Below are 18,595 nucleotides of genomic sequence, written 5' to 3' on the forward strand. Positions count from 1 at the left end.
GACAAGGGGTGTATGTTATGAGGATTACGGTTGAGGATATAGAAAACAAAGAATTTAAAAAAGCCATGAGGGGATACAATAGTGAAGAAGTAGATGATTTCCTAAATGACGTTTTAGAGAGCTATGAAGAAGTTTCTAGAGAAAACAGTAGGTTAAAGGAAAAAATAACATCCTTTGAAGAGAAGATTATTCATTATAAAAAGGTTGAGGACACTATTCAAAACACTTTAGTTTTAGCTCAAAGTGCTTCAGAGCAAACTAAATTAGCTGCTCAAAAGGAAGCTGATTTAATTATAAAAAATGCTAATGATTCAGCACAAAGAATGATAGATAAAGCTAACACAGATGTTTTAACAATTAGGGCTGAATATGAAAAAACAAGACAAGAGTTTGAAAAGTTCAGATCTATATATAGAAACTTTATGAATAGTCAAATAGATATGTTTGAAAGACTAGAAAAAGATTTTGATAGAGGTTTCAATATTGGTATAGCTCAACAGAAGATTATAGCAAATAAAGATATAGATTCTGTTATAGACGAAGAAAGCAAGAAAGCTGCTATTCAAGATAAAATGTTAACCTTAGAAGTGGCAACAGATTTAGATAAAAATATCTCTGAAAGTTTAGAGACAACTAGATTTTTTGATGTAAAAAATTTTGATTTAGAATAGGAATTATTATATAACTATTTATGAAAGACTCACTTTAATTAGGGAGTCTTTTATATTGTTGACAAGTTTAAGCTATTTTTGTATGCTTAAACAATAGATTATAAACTTATTAGTATACATATGTAAGTTATGAAAATAATAAGTAAAGATATTGGAGGTTTATTATGATACGTATAGGGATAATTGGAGCTATGGAAGAGGAAACTCAAAACCTTATAAAGGATATGAAAATAGAGAGGTCTTTAACTAAGGCAAGAATGCAGTTTAACTCTGGTGAATTATATGGTAAAAATGTAGTTGTAGTAACTTGTGGAATAGGAAAAGTTAATGCTGCTGTTTGTACTCAAATTTTAATAGATGACTTTAATGTTGATTGTGTTATAAATGTAGGTATAGCAGGTGGTATTAGAGAAGATATATATCCAGGAGATGTTGTAGTAGCAGATAACTTAGTACAACATGATATGGATACAACATTTTTTGGAGATAAATTAGGGCAAATTCCTAGAATAGAAGTATATGATTTTAAATGCGACGAAGAATTAGTTAATATAGCTAAGGAAAGCTGTAAAGAATTAAAAGATAATAATCATTTTACAGGAAGAATAGTATCAGGGGATCAATTCTTAGCAGATGCTAAAAAAATGTTATGGTTAAGTGAAGAATTTTCTGCTTTAGGATGTGAAATGGAGGGTGCTAGTATAGCTCAGACATGTTACTTAAATAATAAAAAATTTGTAGTTATAAGATCTATTTCTGATAATGCTATAAATGGTACTCATATGGACTATGAGACATTCAAAGAGAAAGCAGTTATAAATTCTAATCTTATATTAAAAAATATGCTACAACAAATGTAGGTGATAATATGAAAACTTTACTTGTAGATAAAAAAAGCGGTGCCCCCATTAGGGTAAAAGTAGGAAAATATACCTTTGGAGAAAATGAAAAAATTATAATTTCAGGACCTTGTGCTGTGGAATCTTATGATATTATGATTAACTTATGTAAGGAGTTAAAAGCACTTGGAGTACATATGTTAAGAGGTGGAGCTTTTAAGCCTAGAACATCTCCATATGATTTTCAAGGTTTAAAACATGAAGGTGTTAAAATATTAAGTGAAATGGGGAAAATTTATGATATGCCTATAGTAACAGAAGTTATGGATGCTAGGGATATTGAAGAGTTATTGCCTCATGTTGATGTTCTTCAAGTTGGATCAAGAAATATGTATAATTATACTTTGCTTAAAGAACTAGGAAAAGTCAAGAAGCCTATACTTTTAAAGAGAGGAATGAGTGCTACTTTAAATGAATGGCTGAATGCTGCAGAGTACATTATGAGTGAAGGTAATGAGAATATTATTTTGTGCGAAAGAGGCATAAGAACTTACGAGACAGCAACTAGAAATACTATGGATATAAATGCTATTGCATACATAAAGGAGAATTGTAGATTACCTATAATTGTAGATCCAAGTCATGGTGTAGGTATAAGAAGTCTTGTGCCTAGAGTTGCTCTGGGTGGAATAGCTACTGGTGGTGATGGTATTATTATAGAAAGTCACATAATGCCAGATAATGCTCTTTCAGATAGCAAACAAACTATAGACATGGATACCTTAAAAACTCTAATTGAGAAAGTAAAACAATTAGAAAGCATAATTTATTAATTTGTAGGGGGAATCATGGAAATACTAATAATTATAATAGGTGTTATTTTAGATAGAATAACTAAGTTATGGGCTATGACCTTAAAAGGTAAAGAAGGCATTGTTATAATTAAGAATTTTTTTGCATTTGAATATCTAGAAAATAGAGGAGCAGCTTTTGGTATATTTCAAGGTAGGATTGCGCTTTTGACTATTTTTACTATAGTTGTACTATGTATAATGGGATATTTAATTTATAGATATAGAAAAGAATCTAAATTTATGTCTGTAGCATTAAGTTTAATTATAAGTGGAGCCATTGGAAATTTATATGATAGGGTATTTTATAAATATGTTGTAGATTTTATATTAGTACACTATAAAGATGTATATTATTTCCCTACTTTTAATGTGGCTGATATATTAGTTTGTGTAGGAACTTTTTTATTGTGTATTGCAATCTTAAAGGAAGGTAAGAATGAATAAAATTGAATTTATAGTTGAGCATGAGAATAGTGGAACTAGAATAGATTCCTTCTTAAGTGATAAAGTAGAAGATAAGTCTAGAAGTTATTTTCAAGGCTTAATAGAGGAAGGTAATGTCTTAGTAAACGATAATGTAAAAAAAAGCAATTACAAGTTAAAGGAAAATGATAAAATAGAAGTAATGTTTCCAGAAGCAACTGAACTAGAGGTAATTGCTCAAGATATTCCTTTAGATATTATTTATGAAGATAGTGATGTTATAGTTATAAATAAACCACAGGATATGGTGGTGCATCCGGCGCCAGGTAATTATGAAGGTACTTTAGTAAATGGACTATTATTTCATTGTAAAGATTTAAGTGGAATAAATGGAATAATACGTCCAGGTATTGTACATAGAATTGATAAGGATACTTCAGGTGTATTAGTAATAGCTAAAAATGATAACTCTCATAATAAATTATCAGAGCAATTGAAGGATCACTCAATGACTAGAACTTACTATGCATTGGTAGAAGGAAAAATAAAAAATGACAATGGAATAGTAGATATGCCCTTAGGAAGAAACCCTAAGGATAGATTGAAGATGGCTATTGTAAAGGATGGAAAAAGAGCTGTAACACATTATGAAGTACTAGAAAGATATGAGAGTTGTACTCTTGTTAAATGTAACTTGGAAACAGGTAGAACTCATCAAATAAGAGTGCATATGGCCTATATAGGTCACCCATTAGTTGGTGATAAGATCTATGGGTATAAAAAACAAAGATTTAAGTTACAGGGACAAATGTTACATGCTAAAAAATTAGGATTTACCCACCCTAAGAGTAATGAATATGTAGAATTTGAATCAGAGTTACCAAAGTATTTTAAAGATGTATTAAAAAAATTAGAGAAAGAATTGATATAAATAAAGATATGTGATATAATTTGGTAAAATAAATCCTTTAAATAATCCAGAGAGATTATAAGGTCATATATACAGTATAAATATTTTAGAGTATATGTAATTTATGATTATTTAAGACCTTAATCTTTCTAGATTAAGGTCTTTTTATTTAAAGTTTAATTTTTTTATAAAGGGTGGTGAAGGGAAATGAATATAAAAGCTGAAATTCTTGATTCAAAAGGTGTTAATAGAACTTTAACTAGAATATCTCATGAGATAATTGAAAAGAATAAAGGTGTAGAGGACATAATCCTTGTAGGAATTAAAAGAAGAGGGGTACCTTTAGCAGAAAGATTATCTAAAAATATTGAAGAGATAGAAAATGTAAAAATTCCAGTGACTCAAGTTGATATTACTTTATATAGAGATGATTTATCTCAATTAAGTGAACAGCCTATGGTTAACTGTGATGAGCTTTTAGAAGATGTACATGGTAAAAAAATCATTTTAGTTGATGATGTAGTTTATACAGGAAGAACTGTAAGAGCTGCAATGGATGCTATAGTGCATGCTGGAAGACCTAAGAACATTCAATTAGCTGTTTTAGTAGATAGAGGACATAGAGAACTTCCTATTAGAGCAGATTATGTAGGAAAAAATATACCTACATCTAATAAAGAAATGGTTTCAGTACAAGTTGCTGAAATAGATGGAGAAGATTCAGTAAAAATTTTAGATCAAGAATAAAGGTACTTTAAAATAGTCCAGAGAGGCTATAAAGGGGGCAGAATTATGAAAGATTACGTTGACGTTGATGAAAGATTACCTATAGGAAAATCAATACCTTTGAGTTTCCAACATTTGTTTGCTATGATGGGAGCTACAATTTTAGTTCCAATGCTTACAGGGTTAAATCCATCTATAGCTTTATTTGGTAGTGGTATAGGAACAATTATTTATATATTATGTACTAAGGGAAGAATACCCGCATATGTAGGATCATCCTTTGCATTTATAGCACCAATGCAATTAGCAACAGCGAAATATGGTGTTAATGCTATGCTATTTGGACTAATAGGTGCAGGCTTAGTATATGTTGTTGTTGCATTAATAATAAAGTTTGCAGGTGTTGATTGGTTAAATAAATTACTTCCACCAGTTGTTGTAGGTTCTGTTGTTATTGTAATTGGACTTGGATTAGCTGGAACTGCAATAAATTGGGCAGGTTTAAATCCTGCATATTTTGCAGAAGGAAATTTACCAGAGGCATTACTTTCTATATCAACTGGAAAGTGGGTTATAGTTGCTTTAGTAACATTAATAACAGGAATTATAGGAAATGCATATTTTAAAGGGTTCTTTGGAGTTATTCCTATACTTGTAGCAATGATTACTGGATATATTGTTGCCTTAATAATTGGAGTGGTACCAGCAGAGTATATTCAAGCTATAAAGGATGCACCATGGTTTGCATTACCACATTTTACATTCCCAGAAGTAAATCTTAACTCTATGATACTTATGATGCCTGTAGCTTTTGTAACTTTAGCTGAGCATATAGGACATGTTTATGTTACTAATAATGTTATAGGAAGAGATTTCACTAAAGATCCAGGACTTCATAGATCAATTTTAGGTGATGGTTTAGCTACTGTTTTTGCAGGGTTAATAGGAGCTCCACCTAATACAACTTATGGAGAAAATATTGGGGTTATGGCCTTAACTAAGATATATAGCATATGGGTAATTGGTGGAGCAGCTGTATTAGCAGTATTATTATCCTTTGTTGGAAAGTTTACTACTATAATACAATACGTTCCTCAACCAGTAATGGGAGGAGTTAGTATACTACTATTTGGTATTATAGCTTCTTCAGGATTTAGAATATTTGTCGAGGAAAAACTTGATTTTGGTAAGAAAAGAAACTTAATTATTGCCTCAGTAGTAATAGTATTAGGTATTGGTGGAGCTAAATTAGTTATACCATTTGGAGAATCTAGCTTTGAAATAGCTAACGTAGCTTTAGCAACTATGGCAGGTATAATTTTAAATTTAGTAATACCAGAAAAGGCAGAAAAAGTAGATAAAAAATAAATAAATAAAAAGAGATTTTCTAAAAGAAAATCTCTTTTTTACTGTTATTGTAAGTTTAAAGATTCAATTTTATTGATTTTAAAGTCCTTATCTCCAAGTTTAGTTAGTATAATGGAGTTTTTAAAGCTTTTCTTTTCTTTATTTAGATTTTTTAACTCGGCTTCAATAGTGTAATTTACTTTTACTTTATTTTCACCAAGACCCTCTTCATTATCAATTATAACTTTTTTTACTTTAAGAGACCCATTTGCATCTTTTATAGTAGAAACTAAGCTCTTTGTAAAATCAAACATGGTTTTAGCATTTTCTTCACTTATTAATTGGTCTTTAAATAAATAAGCATTTCTAAGTACAAATTCATCTACTAATCTATCTTCAGAGAAAATTTCTAAGTTCTTAGTATATAGTTTATATTCTAAGTTATATAAATTATTAGCAAGGTGTTCAATAACATCTTTAGAAGCATATTGTTTATTTTCTACTTTAGTGTCCGCATCTACAAATATACTAGTTCCAGTTACTTTATCACCAGTCTTATAATTTACAAATAAGGTTTCCTTTTGTACAAAAAACTGCAAATCCCTCTTTTCACCGTTTATTTCTATAGTTAGGGAACTATTATCAGGTGATGATGTATAAGTACCCTTTTCACCATTAATTATTACTTCACCTTTATCATTAAAATCATATGTTGATTTTGGTGAATCTTTAGTATCTCCATATGCGCTTATTAAGTTCCATGATCCTAAAACAGATTGTTCAGTTTTGCCACAACCTGTAAGTAGAAGCAAGGAAAATATTAAGCATAAACTTATAGTAAATAAATTTTTCTTCATAATTTTCCTCCTAATTTTAATGAAATAATATTAGTATATCAAAAAAATAAATGTAATCCTATAGTAGGAAAAGCTTAAGAGAAACTAAAAATCTTTAGGATCTTTAGGATCTATATATATAGTTTGGTTTGTAGAATAAATAACCATACCAGCTTTAGCTCCATTTGGTTTTTTGACATTTTTAACTGGAGTATAATCTACTGCAACCTTAGTGGAATTTTTACCTTTACTAAAGTAAGCAGCTAAATTAGCAGCTTCCTCTAAAGTACTATCAGATACTGGTTCTCCTTGTGTACATATAATTACATGAGATCCAGGTATATTTTTAGTGTGTAACCATATATCGTTTTTCTTAGCAAATTTAAGAGTTAAATAATCATTTTGAATATTGTTTTTACCTACGTAAATATCTAAACCATCCTTTGAAGTAAATTGTAAAGGTTTAGACTTCTTTTCTTTCTTATTTTTGCTGTTCTTAAATTTTAAGTAACCCTCTTCCATTAATTCTTTCTTTAACTCTTGTAAATCTAAGCTACTTTCTATGTTTTGTATATTGTTTAAAACAGATTCTAAATAGCTTATTTCTGCATAGGTGTTTTCAAGCTGTATTTTACTCATTTCTTCAGATTTTTTTAATTTATTATATTTCTTATAATAACTTTGAACGTTTTCTGAAGGAGTTTTATTTTCATCTAATTTTATAGTTATAGATTCTCCGGTCTCACTATAATAATTGACAAGAGTTACCTCTTTCATACCTTTTTTTAAGCTATATATATTAGAAGTTAATAATTCACCCTTAAGCTGAAAGACATCCTTTTCTTCACAGTCCTTTAAGGTTGATTTTAAAATTTTAATTTTTTTATCACAACGATCTAAATTGTTTTTAAGCATTTTGTGTAAATCAATTGTTTTAGCATTAAGTCTATCACTTCTATCCTTTTCATAATAAAAGTTTTCTATTAGTTCTGAAGCAGAATCGTAAGAAACCTTTTTTGCAGAACTCAAAGAAGATAATTCAACACAGTGAAAATCTAATAATTTATTATTTTCCATATAAGAGTTGAAGGTAAACTTACCAGTTTTGATTGAAGTAAAGTAATTAAGAAGATTACTGAAAAATAAATCCTTATTTTCAAGGCTCTCTTTGAAATTATCATATAAGTTTTTAGAAAGTCCTTTGCTTATACCAGTAAAAACACTTGAAAAGAAATTTTCACTGAAACTTATATTCTTTTCTGAGATAAAGTTTTCTAAATCATTTTTGGTAAAATCTAATGGATTTAACTTATTTGATTCAGGAGGATAAATAAAACTTACACCTGGATATAAGCTTCTATAGCTATTCATATCTCCTGTTATGTGTTTTATACTATCCATAACTATATTATCTCTTTTTCGTATTAAACTTATATTACTATGTCTACCCATGATTTCAATAACAAGAGTATATATGCTATCAAAGCCAAGCTCATCAGTACTTTCAAAGTCAATTAACAAAACTCTATCACTATTAAGCTGTGATACAGATAAAACTCTAGAACTACTTAAATACTTTCTCATAACCATACAGAATATAGGTGGAGTAAGTGGATTTTCTTTTGGTATACTTGTATGATTTATTCTTGCACAGTTAGCAGAGGCAGAAATTAAGAGTTTGTGATTTTTTCTATTTTTATTATAAGTTAAGATTACTTCATCTTTCTCACTTTGGTTTATTTTATCTATTCGGCAACCTACTATAGTATTTTGCAATTCTAAGCATAAACTATGCAAAAATATTCCATCTAAAGCCATAAAAATCATCCTTTCATTTACGTTATACATATATTTTATATAATTACTAATTATCATTAAAATTATATATTTATAAGATAAATTTATTATAAATATAAAAATTGGTTAGTAATTCTATAAGATAACTATTATAATATTATCATAGTTAAGATGAATATACTATAAATAAGAATTTATATGTAATATTTAAATACCATGGGGGAGTTGACTTATATGATACTTGATTTTTTAAAGATTGAAGGATTAGGCAATGACTTTGTTGTTATTGATAATAGAGAAAATATAATAAAAGACTACAGCTTAATAACTAGAAAATTATGCTCAAGACGCTTCGGTATAGGTGGAGATGGAGTCTTATTTGTTGAAAACTCTGAAGAAGCAGATTGTGAAATGATTATATATAATGCAGATGGATCTTATGCAGCTATGTGTGGAAATGGCATAAGATGCTTTGCAAAATATGTGTATGAAAAGAAAATCTGTATGTGTAATCCTATAACTATAAAAACTGGTGATGGCATAAAAAAAGCTTATCTTGAGCTAGAAAATGATAAGGTTGAAAATGTAAAAATAAATATGGGAAAAGAAAGTTTTAATCCTAAAAATATACCTTTAGTTGGAGAAGAGGAATTTATAAATAAAACTATTGTGGCAGGCAATAAGGAATATAGGGTTACATCTTTATTAATGGGAGTTCCACATACTGTAGTATTAGGAGCTCTTAAGGATATTGATATAAATGAAGGAGCTTTTATAGAAAAAAGTGAGTATTTTCCAAAGGGAACTAATGTAAACTTTTGTGAAGTTATAAATAATGAATATATAAAAGTTAAGACTTGGGAAAGAGGTGCAGGAGCTACCTTAGCCTGTGGAACAGGAAGTTGTGCATGTGCAGTTGTAACATCAAAATTAGGATTAACTAATAATAAAGTTACCGTAGAAGTTCCAGGTGGTAAAATGATGGTAGAAGTTAATGAAAATGAAGTGTATATGATAGGTCCATGTAATATAGTCTTTGAAGGAACAATAGAAATTTAATTATATTATAGAGTAAGAAATTTGATTAAAGAGGTTATGAAGAAATTCATAACCTCTTTAATTTTGAAAAAGTTATAAAAAAATAAGTGTAGCTGAATAATATTCAAATATATGGAAATAATTTCAGATAACTTAGATTAAAAAAATTAATATATAAGTTCTAATTAATATCCAGCATTTCTAATAGTGGTTGTATTTATTCTACAATGAATGGTACCTCTAATACAATGAAGATTGTTTATTAGAATATATATGATGAGTTTGTACTAAATGTGAGGTGGTTAAATGAATGAGATAGAAGCTTTATGTAAAGAAGTAAAAGAAGAAAGCTATAACATTGATAAAATACAAAGTTTAGCTTTCTCACAGAAGGAAAATATAAGAAATACTTTGTCCTTAATATTGCATCAAAGATTTAATATTGAGATTTTAAATTTAAGCCAAGAAAGTATTGTGAAGAAGGAAGCCTTAAAGTTATCAAAGGAATTTTCATTGAAAAATAATTTGATTGCATTTAAACGTGATGAAAAAGGATATTATGTGGCAATGAAGGATCCTTTAAATAAGTCTTTAAAAGAAGAAGTTAAGTTTTTCTTAAAGGATAACGTTACATTCTTTTTAAGTGAAGAGAAGGAGGTTTTAAAGGCATTACATGAGGTTTATATTGAGGATAGTGAGGAAGTTAAGAATAATAATATTGAAAATGAATCAGAACTTAATATAGAAAAAACTATGCCTATGGTGGAATATAGCAATGACATTTTAGAAAGAGCAATCTTAAATGGTGCTAGTGATATACATATAGAACCTATAAATAATATGTATAGAGTCAGGGAAAGAATAAATGGAATATTAATCACAAAAACTAAAATAAACATAGATATTGGCAATTCTCTTATTAGTAGGTTAAAGGTTCAGGCTAACATGGACATATCTCAAAAATTATTACCTCAAGACGGAAAAATAAGTTTTCATTTTAAAGAAAGAGTTTTAGATTTAAGAGTATCTTCAATACCCTGCGTAAGTGGAGAAAAAGTAGTTATAAGAATTTTAGCTAAAAGCGATATGTTAAATATCGATTCTTTAGGTTTTCAAGAAGAGCATAATAAAAAATTAAAGCAATGTATAAAAAGACAGGGTGGGATAATTTTAGTTACAGGTCCTACAGGCTCAGGAAAGTCTACAACTTTGTATAGTTTAATAAATGAAATGGATAAAGAAAAACTTAATGTAGTGACTATTGAAGATCCTGTGGAATATAAAATAGAGGGAATTTCACAAATTCAAATAAATCTTAAATCTGGATTAGGATTCCCACAAATTTTAAGAAGTGTGTTAAGACAAGACCCAGACGTTATTATGATTGGGGAAATAAGAGATGAGGAAACAGCAGATATAGCTTTTAGAGCAGCTATAACAGGGCATTTAGTATTATCTACCTTACATACAAGAGATGCTGTTAGTTCCTTAAGTAGGCTATATAATATGAACATACCTAAGTACATGGTACTTGAAAGTATTGAATTAATTATAGCTCAAAGATTGGCTAAGATTAAATGTTCATGTAAAGATAAAAAGGACGGTTTAGATAGATGTAGCTTATGTAATGATACGGGTTATAAAGGAAGAAAAGTTTTATATGAGTTTTTAGAGTTTAACAAAGAAAATAAGGATTTTATAGAAAAATGTAGTGAAACAAGCGACTTAAGAAATCATTTAAAACTATGTGGTTTTTCAACTATTGAAGATAATGCAATGAATTTATATGAGAGAGGATATATTGATAAAGATGAATTATCCATATATAAAAGTTAAGGTGTATTAAATGAAATTCAAGTATAAGGTAATAGATGATAAGGGAGAGATTCTTAAAGGAATAACAACTTCCGAATGTAATGATATAGAAGAATTATATCTAGATTTTCGAAGAAGTAACTATAAGGTTATAGCATTAAAAAAAGCAAATAGAGAAGAATTTTTTAAAAGGGAGAAAAAGGTTACATATAAAGAACTAAGTGATATTTCTTATAGTGTAGGGAGTATGCTTAAGGCTGGATTAAGTATAAATAAGACTCTATCTATATTGAAGGATGATATAGAGAAGTCTTTAATAAAAGAAAGCTTTAATATTATTTTACAAGATATATTTCAAGGAAAGGCCATACATGAATCTTTTTCTAAACATAGTAATATATTTCCAAGGTTTTTCTTAAGTTTATTATTAATAGGAGAGAGAAGTGGAAATATAGATAGCATTTTTATGTACATAAGTACTTACTATGAAAACCTTCATGTTATGAATGAAAAAATAAAAAAGAGCTTAAGGTATCCTTTAATAGTTATGAGTGCAGCTTTAATGGTTACCCTTCTTATATTAAATTTTTCAATACCAACATTTGTTAATACAATAAATAATATAGGTGGCAAACCTTCAAGTATGTTAGAGAGTATTATGAAAATAAATCAATTTATAAATGAGAATATAGTTCTTTTAATTCTTTTAATAATATTAGTTATCTACTTTATAGTAAGGAAAATAAAGAGTACAGATTTAAGTAGAACCTTATTAAAATCTCCTGTAATTGGGAAAATAGTTATGCTTAATTCTAATTTTAATATAATAACATCTTTAAAGGTACTTACACAAACAGGTACAGATATTATAAATACCATGGAGCTAATTACTAGATGCATAGAGAATACTGTAATAAAAGAAAAGATGATAAGTGCAACAATGAATATTAGAAATGGTAAGGGGATAACTGAAAGTTTAAGTAAAGCAGAAATTTTTGATACAGGTTCTTTGGCTATGATAAGAGTCGGTGAAGAAACAGGAGAAGTAGATAAAGGTTTCACTATGGTAGAAAAAAGACTAAAGGAAAAATTAGAAAAAACAATAGAAAGGACAATTGATATCTTGCAACCATGTTTTATATTGTTTTTAGCTGTAATTACAGTATTTATTATAATAAGTGTATTATATCCTATGATGGATATGATGAATTCTATATAAGGAAAAGTTATGAAAAAGACAGGTTTTACTTTAATTGAAGTTTTAGTAGTAATGGCATTGATGAGCATTATTTTCAGCATAGGATATATAAATGTAAATAAATTTAATCATAAAAAAGAAGAATTAGAATTTAATGAAGTTATACGAGATGTAAGTGAGGTTATTTATTTAACTAAGGCTAAAGTTATGTATGAGCATAGTTATGCAGAAATTTTTATTGAAGAAGATAAATTAACTTCAATAGTAAATAACAAAGAAGATAAAGTATACAATTTAAAGTCAGGATATAAGTTTTATAATTATACCCCTTCAATTATAAAGATTTTTGATATGGGATATGTAGAAGCTGGCCATGTTATGATAAAAAATAAAAGTGGAAAGTCAAAATCCATATCTATCAAGCCTGTAACAGGGTTTATAGAAATTATTGATTAGGTATATTAAGGAGAAAGAATGAAAAGAAAAAAGTTAATTACAAGTGGTAACACATTAATAGAAGTTCTTGTGGCCTTGGGAATTTTAAGTATATTTATGAGTGCTATATTTACTATGGAGAGTGCTAATAAAAGTATAAAAATCAAAACTAATTTTGCAAAGGAAAGAATCTCTATTGTAAAGTGCTTAAAAGAAAAGGTAATTAATGAAGTTTCTAGTGAGGAGCTTATGAGGAACTTTCAAAATAAGACTGTATATGCAAGCAAAGAAAAAATTGAACTTAAAAGTTTATTAAAAGCAAATATATTTGAGATTTTTACAGATGAAAAACCTTCATCATATCCTTACGCTGAATTAAACATATATAAAGAGGGTGAACTTATAAATTGTAAAGTTACGATTTTAAACAGAGAGGATCTTAAGAGTCAATATAGTTTTTATAAGGGAATAAATAGATGAGAAAGAATAAGGGATTTACCATAATGGAACAAATGATAGCACTAGGGATTATTTCTATAATCATATGTATATGTATGGAATTACTTTTAAACTCAATGAAAGGATACTTTTCTAATAGTAATACTATAAATGATTACTCTTTAAGAGAAGCTACATTGTATATAAATCAGGAAATAGCTTCTATTCCAGATAGCGTAGTAGTTCAAGATAAGAAGATATCCTATACATCTCGATTAATTGGGGGAAGAATAAATAAAAAGCAGATTTTTATGGAGAATAATGTTTTATATGTGAAGGATCTGAATACTAGAGTTAAATCTAGAATTGTAAACAATGTAGATGAATTTGATACAGATATAAATGGGGCTATGGTTTATATGTATATTAAATTATTAAGTGGAGAGGAAATAAAAGAATGTATTATTTTGAAAAATATATAAAAAGAAAAAAGGGATATATAGTTTTATATGTATATGTAATTGGGCTATTTTGTTGCTTCCTTGCATTTAATAGTTTAATGAGAGAAGTAAAAGCATATGAATATACAATGTTACATGAAAAAAGGGTATGTGAAAACAAAACATATGAAACTAATATAGAGCTATTATTAAGCAAGCTAAATGACTTCATAAGTATAGAATCAGATTTAAACAATGAAAAACTAATAGATATAGTAAATAATAATAAAGATACTTTGAAATTAGATGATGAAAATTATATATGCATAGTAGGCAATGATATAGGGATTATAGTTAAATATGATGAGAATAGTTTGGTAAATTATACTTATTCAATTGAAAAAATTGAGAACAATATAAACTATAAAATAAAGAATTGGAATTTCCAAAGTAGGAGAATGTAAATGTTGAAAAATGAATCAATATATTTTAATTTATATAATGATAATTTAGATATATATTCAAAAGGTAAAAATAATACTTATGAAAAAAATCATCATAATATATTTTCAGTAAAGAAAAGCAATATATATATTTTAATTCAGGGGGAAGGGATTTTAAGCAAAGAAATGATCTTTGATAAAAGATTAAAAAGTAACTTACATAAGACCATAGATACGGAACTAAAATATGAACTTAATAGTAAAGATAATATACTTTTCACTTATAAAATAGTACATAAGGATAAAAAAAGTATAAGAGTATTAGTGAATTGTATTAATAATGAATTAGTGAGAGAACTTAAGAGTTTATATAAAAACAAAAATAAAATAAATTCTATAGTTTGTATTCAGTTCTTTATACTTAAACTATTACAGAAAAAAGTTAAAGGACTAAAGAAAATAGAGGAATATAGATGTGCCTTTACCTATGGAGATTATTCATATTATATGAGAATACATAAGGGGGAACTTCGAGAAAATGAAGTTTTGAAATGTGACATGAACTATTTTAAAGAATATTTATTTCAAAATTATGATTGTGAAGAAAGCATAAGTTATATATATCTAAAAAAAGGAAAAGGCTTTAATAATATAGCTATAAGTGAGATTCAAAAATTAAAAAGTTTTGAAAATGAAGTATTAAAGTTAGAGGAAGTGTAAATAATGAGATATGGAGAGTTTATGCCATATTGGTATATAAAAGAGAAATCTAGAAACAATATGAAAGCATTAAGTATATTAATTGTGTTTTATGGTATTGTAGTGATTTTTAGCTTTATGGAGTTATTAGAATGTAAGGAGAAATTGCTTAATATAAAAACTGAAGTACAAAGTTATAGAAATACTCTTGATAATGCAAGAAGTAGAAAAGAGAAAATTGAACAAAAGTTAAACGCAATAAAGGAAATTGAAAACTTATCTATAAGTGAAAAGAGCTATGAAATTAAGTTTTTAGGAGAAGATGCAATAAGTTTAAATTTGAAAAATAATAATTTAAATGCTGGTAAAGATATACTTGAGAAAATAAAAGAAACAAACAAGTTAAAAGTAAAAAGATTCACATTAGGAGAAAAAGAAAATAATTATAATTTAGAAATGGAGCTGAAATATTAAAATGAAGGAAAAGAGAATAGTAATAACTTCTTTAATAGTATTAAGTATTCTTTTATGTACAATTACTTTTAATATATCAAAGGTAGAGAAGGAAAGAAATACTTTGAATATTAGCTATGAAAATGATAAAAATGTTGTGGAAGCGTGGAATAATAAAGAAGAGCACAGTGATTTATTAAACTATTTATCCTCTGTAACTGGTTTGAAAGTTGGAAATGTAAGCTGTGATGATAGTATGAATACAATTGTTGAGTTAAGTTATAAGGGTAACATAAATGATTTTTATAAAACTATGGATGAACTTAAGAATTATTCTAATATAGATTCCTTAGAAAATATAAACTTCAGTAAAAATAAAGATGAAGTTATTGTTAATTTTAATATAAAAGTAAAGAGCATTTAAGGTCTTTATAATAAATAAAGGTTTACAAATACTGAGGATTTTTGATAAAATATTAATGTTAGAGCTAAAAGTAATACAAAAAAGCTATTACTTTAATCTTTAATTGTATAAATTTAAAAATTTTATTTATACTATGTATAGAAATGTAAGTAGAATTAAATATCATTTATTATTACATTATAAAAATTATGTTTGTAATTAACAGTTTTTTATAGTAAAATCATAAATGGGTTTTTATGACTAAAAATATTATTTTAAATTAAAAATCGATATGTAATTTATATTACAATATAAGAAAAAGGTTTTGGAGGGATACTGAATGATATCAGCAGGAGAATTAAGAAAAGGAACAACTTTTGAAGAGGATGGACAAGTTTTTACAGTTGTTGATTTCTTACATGTAAAACCAGGTAAAGGTGCAGCTTTCGTTAGAACTAAAATAAGAAACGTAATAAGTGGTGCTGTTATAGAAAAAACATACAACCCAACAACTAAACTTCAAGAAGCTGTTGTTGAAAGAAAAGAAATGCAGTATTTATACAATGATGGTGAATTATACTACTTCATGGATCAAGAAACTTATGAGCAAATTCCACTAAACTACGATAAAGTAGAAAACGCTATAAAGTTCTTAAAAGAAAACATGTTTGCAGTAATCAAATTCTTCAAAGGAGAAGCTTTCTCAGTAGAAGCTCCAAACTTTGTTGAATTATTAATCACTGAATGTGAACCATCAGTAAAAGGTAACACAGCAACAAATGCTATGAAACCATGTACAGTTGAAACAGGTGCAGTTGTTCAAGTACCTATGTTTGTTAACGAAGGTGACACTATAAGAATAGACACTAGAACTGGTGAATATATGGAAAGAATCTAATATTTCTTTCTTTAAAAAGGTTGATGATAATTTATCATCAGCCTTTTTATTTTGGATAAGTAAGTGCATACCTAAAAATCAAATCCTTTAACATAATAAATAAAGTAAGAATTCCATAGAAGTTCAAATCAAATAAAAATAAATTTCCAAGTTTTAAATAAAAAAATCAATAAAAAAGTAATAATTCTATCATTCCTGTAATAAGTTTTAATATAGATTTTTACAAAGGAGTGATAAAGTGATTAATTTAAATAGTGTCTTAGATATACTCCCAAAGAGTATAAGGTATGAGTATGAAAAATTAGACAGTAAGGATAAGCTACAAGAAATACGAATAAGAGCAGATAAACCACTAATATTTTATTTGGGAAGTAAAGAGGTATTAACAAATTACAGGGTTAAAAGTGAAGATTTAAAATCTATTATGCAAAGAATGAGCGGATATTCAATTTATGCTTTTGAACAAGAAATAAGACAAGGATACATAACTATAGAGGGTGGACATAGAATAGGGATTTGTGGGAGCTGTGTAACTGAAAACAATTCAATTAAGACTATTAAGGATATAGCTTCTATTAACATTAGAATTTGTAGAGAAATTATTGGATGTAGTAATAAGGTTTTGAAATATATTTGTAAGGATAAAGAAATTCAAAACACTATAATAATATCCCCTCCTAAATGCGGTAAAACAACTATTTTGAGGGATATAGTGCGTAATTTATCCTTAGGAATTAGGGAACTTAATATTTCGGGAAAAAAAGTTTCTGTAATAGATGAGAGAAGTGAAATAGCGGCTTGTTATAAAGGAATGCCACAATTAGAAGTAGGATTAAGAACGGATATTTTTGATAACTGTCCTAAACATTTAGGCATAATAATGGCTATAAGAAGCATGGCACCAGAAGTTATAGTGGCTGATGAAATAGGAACTTCAGAGGATATAGCTAGTATAATTATGGCGCTTAATTGTGGAGTTAAAGTTATTACCACCATTCATGGTAATTCCATAGAGGATTTTATAAATAGAAAAGTTTTTAATGATGCTATAGAAAATAAGGTTTTTAAAAGGGCAATAGTGCTTAGTAATAAAAGAGGGATAGGAACAATTGAATATATTTATGACTTTGATTTAAAAAGAAGATTGGAGGTAAATATATGATATTAAAAATATTAGGTTCTTGTTTAGTGATTCTCGGTACTACACTATGGGGTTATAGATATTCAGAAGGGTTAGAGAAACATGTACAGCAATTAAAAGAATTAGAGCTCTTAGTTCTTAATCTACAATCTGAGGTAATGTATTTGTATTCTCCCTTACCAACAGCTTTTGAGAACATAGCAATAAAAACTAAAAATGAAATTGGAGAAATATTTCAGCGTATAGCAAATATATTGAAACTTAATAAAGTTGATACGGTTTATGAAGCGTTTAATGAAGTAATAGAGGAAAATAGAGGTGAACTTTATTTATGTCAAGAGGATTATGATATTCTTTTATCTCTAAGTAAAAATCTAGGTGATTTAGATAGGGATTCGCAAAGCAATATATTTGAGTTAAGTAATAATACATTAAAAAAGCATATAAAAGATGCAGAAGAAAAAAGTGAGAAAAATAAGAAGTTATATAAATACTTAGGATTTTCTTTTGGAGCTATTATTGTAATTATGATGATTTAAAACATAAATAAGTGAAAATTTTAAACAAGTAAAAGGAGGAGATGTATATGTTAGATATAGGACTTATCTTTAAGATTGCGGCAGTGGGGATTTTAGTGTTGGTATTAGATAAACTATTAACCAGCTCAGGAAAGGGTGAATATGCTGCAATGACTAATTTAGTAGGGGTAATAATTATTTTAATGATGGTTATAAATCTAATAGGTAAATTATTCACAACAGTAAAAACCATATTTACTTTTTAGGTGAAGG

23 protein-coding genes are annotated in these 18,595 nt (G+C 27.5%); 21 read left to right on the forward strand and 2 right to left on the reverse strand.

Annotated elements, in window-relative coordinates:
* Positions 1–17: 17 nt before the first annotated feature.
* The 7 genes from BUA48_RS01960 to uraA all read left to right on the forward strand — a co-directional run bounded on the left by BUA48_RS01960 (position 18) and on the right by uraA (position 5,791).
* Positions 18–671: a DivIVA domain-containing protein gene (locus tag BUA48_RS01960; RefSeq protein ID WP_072829542.1), complete on the forward strand. Its 654-nt coding sequence runs from the start codon at positions 18–20 to the stop codon at positions 669–671.
* 167 nt (positions 672–838) lie between these two features.
* Positions 839–1,531, forward strand: a complete 693-nt coding sequence (locus BUA48_RS01965; protein WP_072830535.1) for a 5'-methylthioadenosine/adenosylhomocysteine nucleosidase — start codon at positions 839–841, stop codon at positions 1,529–1,531.
* Positions 1,532–1,539: 8 nt separating this feature from the next.
* Positions 1,540–2,343 carry a 3-deoxy-7-phosphoheptulonate synthase gene (gene aroF / locus BUA48_RS01970; protein ID WP_072829543.1) on the forward strand — a complete coding sequence of 268 codons (804 nt, stop codon included), beginning with the start codon at positions 1,540–1,542 and terminating at the stop codon, positions 2,341–2,343.
* Positions 2,344–2,358: 15 nt separating this feature from the next.
* Entirely contained in the window at positions 2,359–2,808 is a 450-nt protein-coding gene (gene lspA, locus BUA48_RS01975) for a signal peptidase II (protein WP_072829544.1), read from the forward strand.
* Entirely contained in the window at positions 2,801–3,718 is a 918-nt protein-coding gene (locus BUA48_RS01980) for an RluA family pseudouridine synthase (protein WP_072829545.1), read from the forward strand. The genes lspA and BUA48_RS01980 overlap by 8 nt, the downstream gene beginning before the upstream one ends.
* A gap of 186 nt (positions 3,719–3,904) precedes the next feature.
* Positions 3,905–4,444 carry a bifunctional pyr operon transcriptional regulator/uracil phosphoribosyltransferase PyrR gene (gene pyrR, locus BUA48_RS01985; RefSeq protein WP_072829546.1) on the forward strand — a complete coding sequence of 180 codons (540 nt, stop codon included), beginning with the start codon at positions 3,905–3,907 and terminating at the stop codon, positions 4,442–4,444.
* A gap of 45 nt (positions 4,445–4,489) precedes the next feature.
* On the forward strand, positions 4,490–5,791 hold the full coding sequence (uraA, locus tag BUA48_RS01990) for a uracil permease (protein WP_072829547.1): 1,302 nt from the start codon (positions 4,490–4,492) through the stop codon (positions 5,789–5,791).
* A 44-nt stretch (positions 5,792–5,835) separates the two neighbouring features.
* Here uraA and BUA48_RS01995 read toward each other — a convergent pair whose 3' ends face one another.
* Entirely contained in the window at positions 5,836–6,627 is a 792-nt protein-coding gene (locus BUA48_RS01995; RefSeq protein ID WP_072829548.1) for a hypothetical protein, read from the reverse strand.
* A gap of 84 nt (positions 6,628–6,711) precedes the next feature.
* Positions 6,712–8,424, reverse strand: a complete 1,713-nt coding sequence (locus BUA48_RS02000) for an Rqc2 family fibronectin-binding protein (RefSeq protein WP_072829549.1) — start codon at positions 8,422–8,424, stop codon at positions 6,712–6,714.
* Between the two features lie 213 nt (positions 8,425–8,637).
* On the opposite strand from BUA48_RS02000, the gene dapF reads away from it, so the two are divergent.
* From dapF to spoIIIAC, 14 genes are all read left to right on the forward strand, one after another.
* Entirely contained in the window at positions 8,638–9,462 is an 825-nt protein-coding gene (gene dapF, locus BUA48_RS02005) for a diaminopimelate epimerase (protein WP_072829551.1), read from the forward strand.
* A 285-nt stretch (positions 9,463–9,747) separates the two neighbouring features.
* Positions 9,748–11,277 (forward strand): GspE/PulE family protein, encoded by a 1,530-nt coding sequence (locus BUA48_RS02010; protein WP_072829553.1) that lies wholly within the window; start codon positions 9,748–9,750, stop codon positions 11,275–11,277.
* Positions 11,278–11,287: 10 nt separating this feature from the next.
* Positions 11,288–12,475 (forward strand): type II secretion system F family protein, encoded by a 1,188-nt coding sequence (locus BUA48_RS02015; protein ID WP_072829555.1) that lies wholly within the window; start codon positions 11,288–11,290, stop codon positions 12,473–12,475.
* Between the two features lie 9 nt (positions 12,476–12,484).
* The gene (locus tag BUA48_RS02020; RefSeq protein WP_072829557.1) at positions 12,485–12,910 is read left to right on the forward strand and encodes a type II secretion system protein; all 426 of its coding nucleotides are present in this window, start codon (positions 12,485–12,487) and stop codon (positions 12,908–12,910) included.
* Between the two features lie 18 nt (positions 12,911–12,928).
* The gene (locus tag BUA48_RS02025) at positions 12,929–13,369 is read left to right on the forward strand and encodes a PulJ/GspJ family protein (protein ID WP_072829559.1); all 441 of its coding nucleotides are present in this window, start codon (positions 12,929–12,931) and stop codon (positions 13,367–13,369) included.
* The gene (locus BUA48_RS02030) at positions 13,366–13,809 is read left to right on the forward strand and encodes a prepilin-type N-terminal cleavage/methylation domain-containing protein (RefSeq protein ID WP_072829561.1); all 444 of its coding nucleotides are present in this window, start codon (positions 13,366–13,368) and stop codon (positions 13,807–13,809) included. The genes BUA48_RS02025 and BUA48_RS02030 overlap by 4 nt, the downstream gene beginning before the upstream one ends.
* Positions 13,785–14,231, forward strand: a complete 447-nt coding sequence (locus BUA48_RS02035; protein ID WP_072829563.1) for a hypothetical protein — start codon at positions 13,785–13,787, stop codon at positions 14,229–14,231. Before BUA48_RS02030 ends, BUA48_RS02035 begins: the two co-directional genes overlap by 25 nt.
* The gene (locus BUA48_RS02040) at positions 14,232–14,930 is read left to right on the forward strand and encodes a hypothetical protein (protein ID WP_072829565.1); all 699 of its coding nucleotides are present in this window, start codon (positions 14,232–14,234) and stop codon (positions 14,928–14,930) included. It abuts the gene before it with no gap.
* A 3-nt stretch (positions 14,931–14,933) separates the two neighbouring features.
* The gene (locus BUA48_RS02045; protein WP_072829567.1) at positions 14,934–15,383 is read left to right on the forward strand and encodes a hypothetical protein; all 450 of its coding nucleotides are present in this window, start codon (positions 14,934–14,936) and stop codon (positions 15,381–15,383) included.
* Position 15,384: 1 nt separating this feature from the next.
* Positions 15,385–15,786 (forward strand): hypothetical protein, encoded by a 402-nt coding sequence (locus BUA48_RS02050; RefSeq protein WP_072829569.1) that lies wholly within the window; start codon positions 15,385–15,387, stop codon positions 15,784–15,786.
* A gap of 319 nt (positions 15,787–16,105) precedes the next feature.
* A complete protein-coding gene (gene efp, locus BUA48_RS02055; protein WP_072829571.1) occupies positions 16,106–16,663 on the forward strand; it encodes an elongation factor P in 558 nt (185 codons plus the stop codon).
* A gap of 241 nt (positions 16,664–16,904) precedes the next feature.
* Entirely contained in the window at positions 16,905–17,825 is a 921-nt protein-coding gene (gene spoIIIAA / locus BUA48_RS02060) for a stage III sporulation protein AA (protein WP_072830537.1), read from the forward strand.
* Positions 17,822–18,343, forward strand: coding sequence for a stage III sporulation protein SpoIIIAB (spoIIIAB, locus tag BUA48_RS02065; protein ID WP_084666007.1), 522 nt, complete (start codon positions 17,822–17,824; stop codon positions 18,341–18,343). The genes spoIIIAA and spoIIIAB overlap by 4 nt, the downstream gene beginning before the upstream one ends.
* Positions 18,344–18,390: 47 nt before the next feature.
* Positions 18,391–18,588 carry a stage III sporulation protein AC gene (spoIIIAC, locus tag BUA48_RS02070; protein ID WP_072829573.1) on the forward strand — a complete coding sequence of 66 codons (198 nt, stop codon included), beginning with the start codon at positions 18,391–18,393 and terminating at the stop codon, positions 18,586–18,588.
* The last annotated feature ends 7 nt before the right edge of the window (positions 18,589–18,595 follow it).

This window comes from Clostridium collagenovorans DSM 3089, from assembly GCF_900130005.1.
In the GTDB taxonomy this organism is placed as follows: domain Bacteria; phylum Bacillota; class Clostridia; order Clostridiales; family Clostridiaceae; genus Clostridium_D; species Clostridium_D collagenovorans.

Coding starts and splice junctions, on each gene's coding strand:
- BUA48_RS01960 (WP_072829542.1), top strand. CDS start 18: ATGAGGATTACGGTTGAGGATATAGAAAACAAAGAATTTAAAAAAGCC.
- aroF (WP_072829543.1), top strand. CDS start 1,540: ATGAAAACTTTACTTGTAGATAAAAAAAGCGGTGCCCCCATTAGGGTA.
- lspA (WP_072829544.1), top strand. CDS start 2,359: ATGGAAATACTAATAATTATAATAGGTGTTATTTTAGATAGAATAACT.
- BUA48_RS01980 (WP_072829545.1), top strand. CDS start 2,801: ATGAATAAAATTGAATTTATAGTTGAGCATGAGAATAGTGGAACTAGA.
- pyrR (WP_072829546.1), top strand. CDS start 3,905: ATGAATATAAAAGCTGAAATTCTTGATTCAAAAGGTGTTAATAGAACT.
- uraA (WP_072829547.1), top strand. CDS start 4,490: ATGAAAGATTACGTTGACGTTGATGAAAGATTACCTATAGGAAAATCA.
- BUA48_RS01995 (WP_072829548.1), bottom strand. CDS start 6,627: ATGAAGAAAAATTTATTTACTATAAGTTTATGCTTAATATTTTCCTTG.
- BUA48_RS02000 (WP_072829549.1), bottom strand. CDS start 8,424: ATGGCTTTAGATGGAATATTTTTGCATAGTTTATGCTTAGAATTGCAA.
- dapF (WP_072829551.1), top strand. CDS start 8,638: ATGATACTTGATTTTTTAAAGATTGAAGGATTAGGCAATGACTTTGTT.
- BUA48_RS02010 (WP_072829553.1), top strand. CDS start 9,748: ATGAATGAGATAGAAGCTTTATGTAAAGAAGTAAAAGAAGAAAGCTAT.
- BUA48_RS02015 (WP_072829555.1), top strand. CDS start 11,288: ATGAAATTCAAGTATAAGGTAATAGATGATAAGGGAGAGATTCTTAAA.
- BUA48_RS02020 (WP_072829557.1), top strand. CDS start 12,485: ATGAAAAAGACAGGTTTTACTTTAATTGAAGTTTTAGTAGTAATGGCA.
- BUA48_RS02025 (WP_072829559.1), top strand. CDS start 12,929: ATGAAAAGAAAAAAGTTAATTACAAGTGGTAACACATTAATAGAAGTT.
- BUA48_RS02030 (WP_072829561.1), top strand. CDS start 13,366: ATGAGAAAGAATAAGGGATTTACCATAATGGAACAAATGATAGCACTA.
- BUA48_RS02035 (WP_072829563.1), top strand. CDS start 13,785: ATGTATTATTTTGAAAAATATATAAAAAGAAAAAAGGGATATATAGTT.
- BUA48_RS02040 (WP_072829565.1), top strand. CDS start 14,232: ATGTTGAAAAATGAATCAATATATTTTAATTTATATAATGATAATTTA.
- BUA48_RS02045 (WP_072829567.1), top strand. CDS start 14,934: ATGAGATATGGAGAGTTTATGCCATATTGGTATATAAAAGAGAAATCT.
- BUA48_RS02050 (WP_072829569.1), top strand. CDS start 15,385: ATGAAGGAAAAGAGAATAGTAATAACTTCTTTAATAGTATTAAGTATT.
- efp (WP_072829571.1), top strand. CDS start 16,106: ATGATATCAGCAGGAGAATTAAGAAAAGGAACAACTTTTGAAGAGGAT.
- spoIIIAB (WP_084666007.1), top strand. CDS start 17,822: ATGATATTAAAAATATTAGGTTCTTGTTTAGTGATTCTCGGTACTACA.
- spoIIIAC (WP_072829573.1), top strand. CDS start 18,391: ATGTTAGATATAGGACTTATCTTTAAGATTGCGGCAGTGGGGATTTTA.